Source organism: Seleniivibrio sp. (assembly GCF_021209385.1).
GTDB lineage: Bacteria > Chrysiogenota > Deferribacteres > Deferribacterales > Geovibrionaceae > Seleniivibrio.
The window spans coordinates 88368-101508 of record NZ_JAJOIL010000035.1 but is presented as its reverse complement, the minus strand read 5'-3'; the positions used below and the strand labels follow the sequence as shown (position 1 = coordinate 101508).

Below are 13141 nucleotides of genomic sequence, written 5' to 3'. Positions count from 1 at the left end.
CGAGGTGGTACCATGAAGATATGTTTTCCTGTTGAACAGGACAAAGGACTTGAAAGTCCGATATACGGACATTTCGGTTCAGCGCCCGGTTTTGTGACATTCGATACTGACACAAAACAGGCTGGTTTTATAAACAACCGCGATGCGGTTCACGAACATGGCGCATGTAACCCAGCCGCTGCTCTTTCCGGCGCGGGTGTGGATGCTGTCGTGGTCGGCGGCATAGGTCAGGGGGCAATGACGAGACTTATGTCTGACGGTGTAAGTGTTTATCAGGCAAGGGACGGCAAAGTTAACGCCGATGTGGAAAATTTCATAAACAACAGGCTGACAAAGCTTGGCGGAAAGGAACAGCTCTGCGGCGGCGGAAGCCATTCCTGCAACCACTAACATTTCCAAACTTCTTGACAAACGACCCCCTTTGGGTAATTTTTAAGCTCAAAGGGGGTTCCTTATGAAAATATGTTTTCCTGTAGATTCTTTTCAGGGTATGAAAAGTGTGATTACTCATCATTTCGGTGCGGCTCCCTGTTTTATCACTTATGAAACGGATACCAAAGAGGCAGGGCTTATCTATGCCCAGGATCTCCAGACGACCGGTTCGTGCAATCCTTCCATAGAGCTTGCCAATCAGGGTGTGGAAGTTGTCATTACCGGCGGCATCGGTCCCGGAGCTTTGCAGAGACTCATGGACAACGGCGTTCATGTCATGCAGGCAAAGACGGGCATTGTTGAAGAAGACCTTGAGAACTATAAGAAAGGATGCCTCACCGTTTACGGTTATGACGAAGGCAACTGCGACTGTAACAGCTGATGTTTAAGCCTGAACTGAAAGATGTCCCCGAAAATCCCGGGGTTTACCTTTATATCGGAAAGAATGACGAAATTCTCTATGTTGGCAAAGCGAAGAACCTGAAAAACAGGGTCTCGTCGTATTTTACCGATATGGAGCATAAACCGCTGAAAACACTGAAAATGCTGGAGGCGGCGAGGGATTTCCGGTTTGTTGTGACAACAAGCGAAGCGGAAGCACTGCTCCTTGAAAATAATTTTATCAAAACCGAAAAGCCGAGATATAACGTCCGGCTTAAGGATTCCAAAAGCTACCCATATATTCGTATCACAGACGGGGACTATCCTAAACTGCTTATCACCCGCGAATCCGGACATGCCGGAGAATATTTCGGTCCTTACACCGATGTTACGGCTCTGCGCGGCATCACTGAGGAAATTCTCAGAGCGTTCCCTCTGCGCACCTGCACCGACACTAAGTTTAAAGAGGGCAGGGTGTGCCTGAAATATCAGATAAAGCAGTGTCTTGGTCCCTGCGAAAATCTCATTAGCCGCAACAGATATTCCGACATGGTTAAAGAGGTTCGCGACTTCTTCAACGGAGACTATGAGAGCATAAAGGAGCGTCTGACGTCCGAGATGATGCGCCTTTCCGACCGCATGGATTTTGAAGAGGCGGCGAAACTGCGCGACAGGATACGCAACATCGAAAGGCTGTTCATAAAGCAGACGGTTGTTCTGGCAGAAGACAGGCGGAGCATTGACGTTTTTGTTCCGCACACTATGGAGAACGTATCCGGCATCACGGTTCTTTTTGTCCGCGGCGGAAAGCTCGTCGGCAGCCGCACGGATATCTTTGAGGATGAGAATCCCGAAGAGGTTCTGGAATCGTATATTTTACAGCTTTATTCATCCGTGGTAAGTTTTCCGGATATGATATCGGTTTTCGGGCTGGAGGACACCGACACGCTTCACGATGCTGTGGAACGAAGCGCCGGACGCAAGGTAGTTCTGCGAAAGCGCGGTTTTGCACAGCTTTACGCTTTGGGGCTTGAGAACGGAAAGATACAGACGGAACTATATCTGAAAAAACTCAGCCGCAGGCGGGATATCAGCCTTCGTCTCAAAGAGATAACCGAATACGAAGGGGAGATCAAGCGAGTTGAATGTGTTGACATATCACACCTTGGCGGGAAAGGTACGGTGGGCGTGTCCGTTGTCACTGTGGACGGAGATTTCGCGCCTCCGCAGTACAGAAAATATAAGATAAAAACGGCGGAGAACGATGACTTCGTTTCCATATATGAGCTGTTCTCACGCAAGTTTGAAAATATTAAAGAGGGCAGCGAACCTCTGGCAGACCTGTATATTGTCGATGGCGGCATAGGTCAGCTTAACAGCGCAGTGAGAGCCATGCAGGAGCAGGGCGTCAGCGCCAATTTCATATCAATTTCCAAAGGTCGCTCTATAAAGTTTATGAAGGACAGGCAGGAGGATTCCATAGAGTCTATCCACCTCCCCGGCAGAAAAAATCCGCTGAACCTGAAAAAGAACAGTCCGGTTCTGCTGTTTGTGCAGAAGATAAGGGACGAGGCGCACCGCTTCGCCATAACTTACAGCCGTAAACTCGCGCTCAAAGACTTCAAAAAATCCCCTCTGCTTGATATAGCCGGAATGGGTGAAAAATCTTTGAAAAAAATACTGGAGGCATATCCGGATATTTATCGTGAAAAAGAACTTGCAGCCGAAGAGCTTGCTTCATTGTGCAAAATACCGCTGAATCTTGCTGAAAAAGTGGTTTCTTTTGTGAAATCCATTTAATATTAACTCCTTAATCATTCTCCTATCTCACATTGTCTCATTACCAATAATTTGAAAATTATAATTATTATGGTAAAATTGTGCAGAGTACTTTAAAGGAGGATTTATGAAGGTTAAAAGGTTATTGCTAACTGCCGCAGCAGCCGCGCTTCTGCTGCCATCATCGGCTTTTGCCGGTCTTTTCGACCTGACTGTCACGTCAGGCGGTGATTCTTATACCGAAAACTTCTCAAAAGTTGAGGATCTTTTCGACAACTTTGATGTTGAGGAGATATCATCTCACTTCACAAGCTTCGATGAAGATACGTCTGGTGCTGATCTTGTGATAGATTTCAGAGGTCTGCCGGCATATCTGACCATCGCGTCCAACTCTAACAAATATATTCTCAGTATACCGTCGGTTGGAGTATACGAAGAATTTGACGGCGCGACAAGGGACGAAAGTTCCGATAAGCTTGAAGACTGGTTCAAAAAGGATGGCGGGGATGCTATCACTAAAATAATGAAAAAACTGGCTTCCGATACGGGAACAGATCCGATTGCCGGTAACCCTTCGTCACTGATGAGCCGTATGTCGGCAATGGATTATGATATGGCTGTGAACCCCGAATCCAGCGTTATCGAGATCAACGGTCAGCAGAATCCGGATCTTAACGCTAACCTTATCTCCGTTTTCGCGAAATACAGCAACTACAAAGTTGACGGCGTTAAAAGCAAGGAATATGCGCTCCCCCTTGCGTATACAATCCGCTTCAACGGTTCTAAGAACACTCTGGCAATCAGGCTTCCTATGTCTCAGGTGACAGTTGAGGATTCAAAAGCTTATAACGTAGGGCTTGGACTTGCCCTTGGCTATCAGGCAACAGATAACTGGCGTATTATTCCCGCTGTCGGTTACGGTGCTGTGGGTTCAATTGACCTCGGGTCTGTCGGTCAGATAGTTTCCGGTTCTCTCACAAGTTCCTATATGTTCCATCCGGGGAAATATCTTCTCAACATGGGAAACATGGCTGGTTATTACAAAACGCTTCCCTTCAAAAGCGGTGATTATGATATCGACCCTGACATCCAGAATACTGTTGTCCGCAACGGTTTCAACTTCATAATACCTTTTGGCGAGGCTAAAACTAAATCTCTCGATCTGTTTGTGACTGACACAAGATACTTCGGTTCCGACCTGTACATTGATCAGTACAACGAGATAGGTTTTTCATACGGTTTCCTGAAAAACACTATTAAGGAAAAAGACGGCAAAACTAAGAGCTATCTGAACAATCTGCGCGCAGGTGTTACTTACATGACTGCTGATAATGCGGATGGATTTACGTTTAACTTCGGCTGGTCGTTCTGATACCATTGCATTATTGCTTATAACACTTCGCATTTTTGCGTTGCCGTATGAAAAAGTTGTTCTTATGTATTTAATATACACTGCGAACAATTGTTCCTCCGCCGCCTTAAACTGCTAGGTTCTAAGCAATAATTGGCTTGACACTTCGCATTTTTGCGCAAAATATGAAAAAGCCCGTCACAACGACGGGCTTTTCCTATTTTATGCGGCGCTTGAGCAGTATCGGATCAGGCAAGGCGTATGAGCAGGTCGCCCGCCTCGATCTTGTCCCCTTCCAATAACAGAATCTCTTCTGCAACGGAGTCGATGGCTGCCGCAATTTTGGTTTCCATCTTCATAGCTTCTGTGATGAGCAGAATATCGCCTTTCTTAACTTTATCGCCTTTTTTCACGTTCATTTTTGTTATCTTTCCTGGCATTGTCGCGCACACGTCCTTCGGGTCTGCTATATCCCCTTTGGCGTTGGATTTAATGACAGCTGCGAGGCTTTCATCTTTCACCATTACAGAGCGCGGCTGACCGTTCAGCTCGAAGTACACTTTTCTGCGTCCCTTTTCGTCCGGTTCGCTGATATTTACATATCTGATAATCAGGGTTTTTCCCTCTTCGATATCGACTTCTATCTCCTCTTCTCTGTGGAGCGGGTAGAAGTAGTCTTTAGTCTCGAAAACCGAAGCGTCACCGTATTCGTTTACGAATGTGACGTAATCTTTGAAAACGGCAGGGTACAGAGCGTTTGATATCTGTTCCTCCGGTGTGAAGCTGCGTCCGAATTTTGCCTTCAGCTCGCTGTGAGCCTTTTCAAAATCATAATCTTCAAGCAGTTCTCCGGGGCGGCAGTCCAGAGGTTTTTCACCTTTAAGCACTATGCGCTGGAGTTCTTTCGGGAACCCGCCGTAGGGTTGTCCCAGCATCCCTTTGAAGAATGAAACGACAGAGTCGGGGAAGTTGAGCGTTTCGCCCTTTGTATAGATGTCGTCAACTGTCAGGTTATTGCGCACGAGAAACAGTGCCAGATCACCCACAACTTTTGACGATGGAGTTACTTTTATGATGTCTCCAAGCTCTTCGTTAACGCTGGTATACATATGGCGAACCTCTTCCCATCTGTCGATGAGTCCCATCGCCTCCACCTGAACTATCAGGTTTGAATACTGCCCGCCGGGTATTTCGTGAATATATACTTCTGCTGTGGAAGCCTTAAGTCCCGATTCAAAGGGGAAGTAATATCTGCGTACGCGGTCGAAATAGTCAGAAACCTGCTGTGTTGTATGCTTATCAAGTGATGACGTCTTGGGCTGACCGTCCAGAGCCGCCATAATGGAGTTCATGTTCGGCTGGCTGGTGAGTCCGCTCATGGCGCTTACAGCCGCGTCGATTATGTCCGCGCCGGCTTCAAATGCCATCAGAGTTGCCGCTTCCGCATTTCCGCTGGTATTGTGGGTGTGGAAATGAACCGGAAGCCCTGTTTCTTCCTTGATTGCTTTGATTAGAGCCTTTGCAGCATAGGGCTTAAGCAGTCCTGCCATATCCTTTATGCCGATTATATCGGTTCCCGCCTCGGAAAGCTCTTTGGCAAGAGATGTGTAATATTTAAGTGAATACTTGGTGCGTTTCGGATCTGTTATATCTCCTGTGTAGCATATTGCCGCTTCCGCTATGCGCCCGTGTTTTTTCACCTCGGCTATGGCGGGTTTCATCTGGTCAACCCAGTTGAAGCAGTCGAATATCCGGAAAATATCCATTCCGTTTTCGCAGGCGAGGCGGATGAATTCTTTAACCACGTTGTCGGGATAGTTTGTGTAGCCCACTGCGTTTGATGCGCGCAGAAGCATCTGGAACAGAATGTTCGGGATACGTTCGCGCAGCTGTGCCAGCCTGTCCCATGGGGATTCTTTCAGAAATCTGTAGGAAACGTCGTATGTCGCGCCGCCCCACATCTCCATTGAGAAAAGTCCGCTCATGTTGTGAGCGTAAACATCCGCTATCTCAAGCATGTCCTTTGTGCGCAGACGTGTGGCCAGAAGAGACTGATGCGCATCGCGGAAGGTGGTGTCTGTGAACAGCGCCTCTTTCGATGTGCGCAGATGCTGTATGATGCCATCGACGCCTTTGCGGTTCAGTATGTCCTTGGTTCCGGTGGGCATCTCTGTGCCGAACGGAACTCTGGGAGGATTTATTGCCGGAAGCACCATGCCTTTGGTCAGCGTGGAACCCGACGGGTTATTCACGATGTTGTTTGCAAGAAATTTCAGGGATTTTGTGGCTCTGTCCATAGGTCTTTTGAATTCAAAAAGCTCTTTTGAACTGTCCACGAAGGTGGTTGATGCCGAACCGTCACGGAAACTGCGGTGGTTAAGCACATTCTGAAGGAACGGAATGTTGGTTTTTACACCTCTGATACGAAACTCACTGAGCGCTCTGACCATTTTCATTACTGACTGGTCGAAAGAGTGGGCGTGGGTGGACACCTTCACCAAGAGGGAGTCATAGTGAGGTGATATTTTGGCGTTTGCAAAACCATTACCGGCATCCAACCGCACGCCGAACCCTGTGGCAACTCTGTATGCTTCTATCTCCCCTGTGTCCGGGAAGAAGTTGTTTTCCGGATCTTCTGTTGTGACACGGCACTGTATGGCATATCCGTTCTTCCGTATGGTGTCCTGTGACGCCATGTCTATGTGTGACGAGCTTAATGGCTCGCCTGAACTTACAAAAATTTGGCTTTGAACAATGTCTATTCCGGTGATGTTTTCTGTTATAGTGTGTTCGACCTGAAGTCTGGGGTTGACCTCAAGGAAATAGAAATCCTGATTTTTATCAACCAGAAACTCTACAGTTGCCGCATTTACAAGTCCTGAACGTTTGCCGATTGCTATGGCGGCTTCATACATTTTGTCCAGTGTCGCCTGCGCCACGTTAACGGAGGGCGCTATCTCGATGAGTTTCTGGTGACGGCGCTGGATGGAGCAGTCGCGCTCGAACAGGTGTACTATGTTGCCGTGTTTGTCGGCAAGCAGCTGAACCTCTATATGTTTAGGCTGTTCAATGTATTTTTCGATTATCACATCGCCGTTGCCGAAAGCTTTCAGAGCTTCGCTTCTGGCGGATTCAAAGTTGTCTTCGACATCCTTACGGTTAAGGGCAACGCGTATGCCGCGTCCGCCGCCGCCTGCCACAGCCTTTATAAGTACGGGGTAGCCGATGGCTTCTGAGGTTTTGACAGCGTCGTTAAGGGTCGGCACAACACCAGCGGAACCTTCTATGACCGGAATTCCGCACTCTTTTGCAAGTATTTTTGCATTCTTTTTGTCACCGAACATATCTATTGTTTCCGGGTTGGGACCCACGAAAATGATGCCTGCGTCTCTGCATTTCTGTGCAAAGACGGCATTTTCCGAAAGGAAACCGTAGCCCGGGTGGATTGCGTCAATTTTTTTATGAATGGCGAGCTGAATCATCTCGTCCATGTTCAGGTACGCGGCAACAGGGTCAAGTCCTTTGCCGATGAGATATGCCTCGTCCGCCTTGTATCTGTGAAGAGAGTATTTATCTTCGTCCGAATACACAGCAACCGTTCTTATACCGAGTTCCGTGCAGGCTCTGAACGTACGGATGGCAATTTCACCTCTGTTGGCAGACATAAGCTTTTTAATTCTCATATTTACTCCCTGTTGTGTACTTCTGCTCGGATAATATAACAGCATATCTAAAATGTCAATAGTCTAAAATCCTATTATAATCAGGGGTTCTATAGTATATATACTGTAAACCGTGTTATATATGCATTTTTTATTTGGTATCAGTATTAAAATATTTTTTTAGATATTAAATTAGATAGAGTTGTTACTATCTATTGAATGTATTTATAATACACTGAAACATGTATTTTATCTCATTTATAATAATAGGTTTTTATATCAATGGCATATAAGTCTATTTATCTTTACAGAACAAACGTTTGGTTATATAGTCAATACTTATATATTGAGGTGTCAGATGAAGAAAATAATGCTGCTGCTTATGATAATGATATCCGTGACATGCTATGCGGAAACTGTTGAAAGCGTGATCGCCGCCCTTGATAAGATAAAGAGCTATTCGGCTGATTTCGTACAGAAGACCGAGCTTGAAGGGTTCGGAGCGGACACATATTCCGGCAAGCTGTATATCAAAAGCAGAAGCAAGGCTCTGTGGGATTATCAGAAACCCTACAGACAGTTCTATCTTTTCGATGCTAAAATGATGCAGTTTTATGACAGCGAAACGAAACAGCTCGTTAAGCAGAAGCTTGACCCCACGTCAAACGCTTTCATGAGACTGATGTATAACCCTGCCGACATGAGAAAGGATTTCACTGCGACTTTTAACGACGCAACCGACAGGCTTACGCTTACGCCTGTTAAAAAGGATTCCGGCATCGGCGCCATCACTTTTACAGTTAAGAACGGAGTCGTCACGGGTATCACAACCAAAGATCAGAACGGCAACAATACGAGCATATTGCTTACCAATATCAAAACAGATCCCGATATCGCGGACAGTATATTTAATCCCGCAGTCCCGAAGGATACGCAAATTTTCAATCAATGATATTAATGATGGTTATAAATCATATAGGAAGGATCTCGTAGCTTACTTCTGATTGTCTTAAGCGGTTCTAGTTCAGATAATCTGTGATGTTTGCTGTGGGTTTGCCGACATGGTAGCCCTGAATATAGTCGATGCCCATGTCTATGACCTTTCTGCGGACGCTTTCGGAATGTACAAACTCGGCGACTGTCTTGATATTGAGCTGATTAGCAAATTTGATTATCGTTTCAACGATTATCTGCGACTGCCTGTCGTGGTCGATGTTCTTTATGAGTGAGCCGTCTATCTTGATGATATCGACGTTCAGTTCGGACAGATAGACGAAGTTTGAATAACCGGAGCCGAAATCGTCAATAGCTACCATTGCGCCCGTTTTTTTCAGGTCTTTTATGAAATCGTTGACTACCGCGAAACTTTCGATACCTTCGGATTCAAGGAGTTCAAATATTACTCTGTTGGCTATTCCGCTGTTTTTCAGCATTTCCAGAATGAATCTGGATGTAGATTCGTCCATGATATCCTCAATGGACAGGTTTATTGTGAACATGAAGTTGTTATGGGAAAAGGTCTCGAACGATTTTGCCATCATACGCTTTGTAATGTGCTGGTATAGTTTGGTTTTCTTGATTATATCAAGAAACTGGAACGGAGTTATCACCTCGTCGTTGTCTATGATACGCACGAGGCACTCAAATTTTTCCACTATACCTGTTTTCGAGTTGGCGATAGGCTGGTAGTAGGGGACAAGGTTATTTTCGTTCAATGCCCGTTTAACGATTTTTGTCCAGCGGATATCTTTTTCATATTCATCCACCATGTCCATACTGGTGTCATATATGACGTATGGTTGTTTTTTCTTTTCGGCAAGGCGCATCGCCATGCCTGCCTTTTCAAATACGTTGCCCTTTTCGGCGGAAACACCGGCTGTTACAGAGATATCTATTTCTATTTCAAGTTCTTCATATTTTACGGCAAATTCAAGGTGATCACTGAGCTTTGACATCAGGGCATCAAGTTCCGACCGTTTCATTTCTGCGTCGGCAAGAAGTGCGTATTCATTGCCGTGGAATTTGTAGCACTCAAAAGTTATGTCGCATTGAAAAGAGTTTATGCGTTCGCCCACATCAATGAGGACAAAATCGCCTATTATGAATCCGTAAGTTTCGTTTATTTTTTTGAATGAGTCTATGTTCAGAAGTATCAGCAGGGGCATTTTTATACTGTTCAGGTCGCTTACCAGCTTGTTGCGGTTGGGCAGACCTGTAAGATGGTCTGTATAAAGCTGATTGGTAAGTTCGATGTTCAGTTCTTCAAGATCCTTGTTGCGGGTCTCGATATCTTTTTTGTATTTAGAGAATATTTTCTGAACGTGTCTTGAGAAATACCATGAGATGCCTGCAGCAAAAATGGCTGAAAACATAAACAGAATGAGAGAGTATTTTGTGTTTCTGTTCAGTTTTTCCTGAACGGCAGTATTTTTTTCTGCAACAATGGTAGAAAGATCGTCAATATTGACTGCGGCGCACATGAGCCATCCCCATTGTTCCATCATCCGGCAGTTTGCTATAACCTGTGCGGTCTGGTTCCAGTCTTTGTATTCCTGCTCATAGAAAACGTATGGATTACTCTCCTGCATGGAACCGGAGATAAGTTCCTTGAAATATTTAACTCCGCTGGAGTCTTTTATATCGGTAAGATTTGTTCCGATAAGCTGAGAGTTGCCGGGTATTGCTATGCCGGTTCCGTCGGTACTCAGCATGATATAATGTCCTTTTCCGTCGAATCGTACGGAATCCACGCGGGCAATGAGCTGTTTTGTTACATTCTCTTTAAGTTCTGCGCGGTTGAATGCTGAGCCGAGATACCAGTCGGTATTCGGTATATTGCGTATGTATGTTGTCTGCTGCAGGAAACGTGTACCTTTTGCCTCAGTGGGCATGGTGTTTTCCATAAATACGCCTTTGTCTTTTGCGGCTGTGATTTCGTCGCGTATGGGGAAAAGTCCGTAAGGCGATTTAAGGTTGAAAAGATTGGTTCCTTTCGGGAAAATAGGATGGTACACAACTGTTCCTTGTTTGTCGATGATGTAGATGTTTCCCGGAGAATTGTCTTTATCGTATTGGATGATGTATTTTTCAAATGCCGTTTTGTATGTGTAATGACTGAAATGTATGTTTTCAGTGAGAAATCTGGCTACGTCAATGGCGTGATCCACTCTGTCTTTAGCCGTTTCAGACATGGCAAGTTTGCTTCGTGAGGAGTAGTAGTCAACCATCCCGAACATTCTGTCCAATTCGTTGTTTAAGATAGTTTTTTTGTTCTCAATGAACGACTTGACGAGCTGGGAACGCTCGGCTTCGTATTCGTTTCTTGTTTGGTTGGCGATAAAAACAATCATGGCAATAGTAATTATGAGGATCACAATTACCATATTCATCAGACTTATACGCCCTATGTTATTCTCATTGAGATATTTGCCGAGCATGTTACTCCCTGATTAATAACGATATTCTCAATGATACCGTATGAAAGGTGTTATAAGCAACTGATATTATTAAACAGGGTAAAAATACGCTTCCTGAATGTCAAAATCTATACGTTCCGCCATGACTTCGATGGGGTCTGCCGCACGGTACATAACCCCTGTGCGCCTGCCCTTAACCAGTTCAGCTTTTTTGATGTACTGATACACGTCACCCTGAATAGATTCCAGTGTTACGGTGCCTTTCAGCATCAGTGTGGGCAGATAGACCGAAAGTCCGAAAGGACCGACGGATGTTATTATTGCCGCGAACGGCTCATCCATGTGTTTCATCAGATACTTGATTTTCTTGAAACGTTCAATGTCCCGTTCGGCATTTTCCGCGCGCTGTTCGTTCTCTGTAGACTTCTGACATGCCGTGTCTATGTCTGTTGCACTGTTGTAATGTGCTGAAAACAGCCTGTTGCATATCAATCTGTGCACCATTAGGTCTGGGTAGCGGCGGATGGGGCTGGTGAAGTGCGTGTATGATTCTGAAGCAAGTCCGAAGTGACCGATATTGTTAGAGTTATACTCCGCTTTCGCCATGGTTCTGACCAGTGCGGGACCGAGAATATCCCCGTAAGGGGATGCGGAAACTATGTCGCTTGCTTTCGCAACTTCTTTCGGCGTAACTTCTTTTATTACTACAGCCAATCCGAAGGATTCGGCGAGTGATGAAAAATCTTTCAGTTTAAGAGGGTCTGGTTTGTCGTGTATGCGGTAAACGGATTTATCGACGTTCTTTTCAAGAAATTCGGAAACAACCTCGTTCGCCTCTATCATGAAATGCTCAATGATACGGTGCGAAAGGTGCCTTTCGGAAGCACGGACAGCCGTCACCTCACCGTTTTTGTCGAGGTCGAACTCAGTTTCGGGGAAGTCGAAATCGAGCATCCCTTCCTTTTTCCTGCGCTTCATGATGAGAAGCGCCAGTCTTTCAGAATCTTTTATAAGCTGAAGAACGTCTTTGTTGTCTTCCGTCTCTTTTCCGTCTATTACACCCTGCACATAAGTATAGGTAAGTCTTTTGTTGCTTTTTATGATGGAGCGGTAAAGATCGGTGCGTTTTCTGTGTCCCTTTTCGTCGTAGGTTATCTTCGCGGTGAGCGTGAGCTTCTCTTCGTTGGGGCGCAGACTGCAAAGGTTGTTGGAGAGCATCTCCGGAAGCATAGGAACTGCGAATTCCGGGAAATAGAAGCTGGTGCCGCGTGCAAACGCCTCTTTGTCCACAGGGGTTTCGGGGTGAACGAAGTGGCTTACGTCTGCTATGTGAACATACAGAACGTATCCGCTGTCGGTAACGTCAACTGATATCGCATCGTCGAAGTCTTTTGCTGTCTCGCCGTCGATGGTGACTGTGGTCAGCTCGCGGAAATCCGTGCGTTTGCCCGGTTCCTTAAGGAGTTTCTGGGCAACGGATTCGACGTATTTTTCAACATCCTGCGGGTATTCACGCACTATGCCGTATCGGTTGAGGACTATCAGGTCTTCAATGCGAGGGTCTGTCAGTTTGCCCAGACGTTTTGTTATCTGTCCTCTGCCCGCTTTTTGTCCGTCGGGGTAAGAGGTGAGTTCCACCATTACCACGTCGTCATTTTCGATACCCTTGGCGGATGCCGCCGACACATATATGTAGGAATTGAATTTTTTGGTCATGGGGACGACACGCAGTATACCTGCGAGGTTTTCCGCCCTGCCGATTATCTGCTGAACGGAGCGTTCGGTTATCTCTATTACCTTGCCTTCGGGTTTGCCCCGGAAAGATTCCAGCGATACCTTTACGCGGTCGCCGTGCAGAGCGCCGCCCATCTTGTTTCTTGGGATGAAAAGATCGCGTCCGCCGCCGTCAACAGTGAGAAATCCGTAGCCGTCGGGGTGCAGATCCACCTTTCCGGAGAGAGTTTTTGTCTCTTCTTTCTCTCTTGTCTGGGGTGCGCTGTATGTACCGTTGCGATTAGCCTTTATGCGGCGTTTACGGGTAAGTTCCTTAAGCTCGGCTTTGAGCAGTTTCGGATCTTCCTGTGTCATTGATAGGAGCTGTTTGAATGTGAGGGGTTTGC

8 protein-coding genes are annotated in these 13141 nt (G+C 46.0%); 5 read left to right on the top strand and 3 right to left on the bottom strand.

Going from position 1 to position 13141, the window contains the following annotated elements; all coding sequences use genetic code 11:
- Positions 1-12 precede the first annotated feature (12 nt).
- The 4 genes from LRY47_RS11815 to LRY47_RS11800 all read left to right on the top strand — a co-directional run bounded on the left by LRY47_RS11815 (position 13) and on the right by LRY47_RS11800 (position 3964).
- A complete protein-coding gene (locus LRY47_RS11815) occupies positions 13-390 on the top strand; it encodes a NifB/NifX family molybdenum-iron cluster-binding protein (RefSeq protein ID WP_295225678.1) in 378 nt (125 codons plus the stop codon).
- Positions 391-454: 64 nt separating this feature from the next.
- Complete coding sequence (locus LRY47_RS11810; protein WP_295225677.1) at positions 455-814, top strand: NifB/NifX family molybdenum-iron cluster-binding protein; 360 nt, start codon at positions 455-457, stop codon at positions 812-814.
- On the top strand, positions 814-2613 hold the full coding sequence (gene uvrC, locus LRY47_RS11805) for an excinuclease ABC subunit UvrC (protein ID WP_295225676.1): 1800 nt from the start codon (positions 814-816) through the stop codon (positions 2611-2613). Before LRY47_RS11810 ends, uvrC begins: the two co-directional genes overlap by 1 nt.
- Before the next feature lie 106 nt (positions 2614-2719).
- Positions 2720-3964, top strand: coding sequence for a hypothetical protein (locus LRY47_RS11800; protein WP_295225675.1), 1245 nt, complete (start codon positions 2720-2722; stop codon positions 3962-3964).
- Positions 3965-4191: 227 nt separating this feature from the next.
- Here LRY47_RS11800 and LRY47_RS11795 read toward each other — a convergent pair whose 3' ends face one another.
- Entirely contained in the window at positions 4192-7626 is a 3435-nt protein-coding gene (locus LRY47_RS11795; protein WP_295225673.1) for a pyruvate carboxylase, read from the bottom strand.
- A 337-nt stretch (positions 7627-7963) separates the two neighbouring features.
- On the opposite strand from LRY47_RS11795, the gene lolA reads away from it, so the two are divergent.
- A complete protein-coding gene (gene lolA / locus LRY47_RS11790) occupies positions 7964-8557 on the top strand; it encodes an outer membrane lipoprotein chaperone LolA (RefSeq protein WP_295225671.1) in 594 nt (197 codons plus the stop codon).
- Positions 8558-8624: 67 nt separating this feature from the next.
- Here lolA and LRY47_RS11785 read toward each other — a convergent pair whose 3' ends face one another.
- Positions 8625-10988, bottom strand: a complete 2364-nt coding sequence (locus tag LRY47_RS11785) for an EAL domain-containing protein (RefSeq protein ID WP_295225669.1) — start codon at positions 10986-10988, stop codon at positions 8625-8627.
- A gap of 123 nt (positions 10989-11111) precedes the next feature.
- Positions 11112-13109 (bottom strand): ribonuclease R, encoded by a 1998-nt coding sequence (rnr, locus tag LRY47_RS11780; RefSeq protein ID WP_295225667.1) that lies wholly within the window; start codon positions 13107-13109, stop codon positions 11112-11114.
- Positions 13110-13141: the final 32 nt, after the last annotated feature.

Coding starts and splice junctions, on each gene's coding strand:
- LRY47_RS11810 (WP_295225677.1), top strand. CDS start 455: ATGAAAATATGTTTTCCTGTAGATTCTTTTCAGGGTATGAAAAGTGTG.
- rnr (WP_295225667.1), bottom strand. CDS start 13,109: ATGACACAGGAAGATCCGAAACTGCTCAAAGCCGAGCTTAAGGAACTT.
- lolA (WP_295225671.1), top strand. CDS start 7,964: ATGAAGAAAATAATGCTGCTGCTTATGATAATGATATCCGTGACATGC.
- uvrC (WP_295225676.1), top strand. CDS start 814: ATGTTTAAGCCTGAACTGAAAGATGTCCCCGAAAATCCCGGGGTTTAC.
- LRY47_RS11800 (WP_295225675.1), top strand. CDS start 2,720: ATGAAGGTTAAAAGGTTATTGCTAACTGCCGCAGCAGCCGCGCTTCTG.
- LRY47_RS11785 (WP_295225669.1), bottom strand. CDS start 10,988: ATGGTAATTGTGATCCTCATAATTACTATTGCCATGATTGTTTTTATC.
- LRY47_RS11815 (WP_295225678.1), top strand. CDS start 13: ATGAAGATATGTTTTCCTGTTGAACAGGACAAAGGACTTGAAAGTCCG.
- LRY47_RS11795 (WP_295225673.1), bottom strand. CDS start 7,626: ATGAGAATTAAAAAGCTTATGTCTGCCAACAGAGGTGAAATTGCCATC.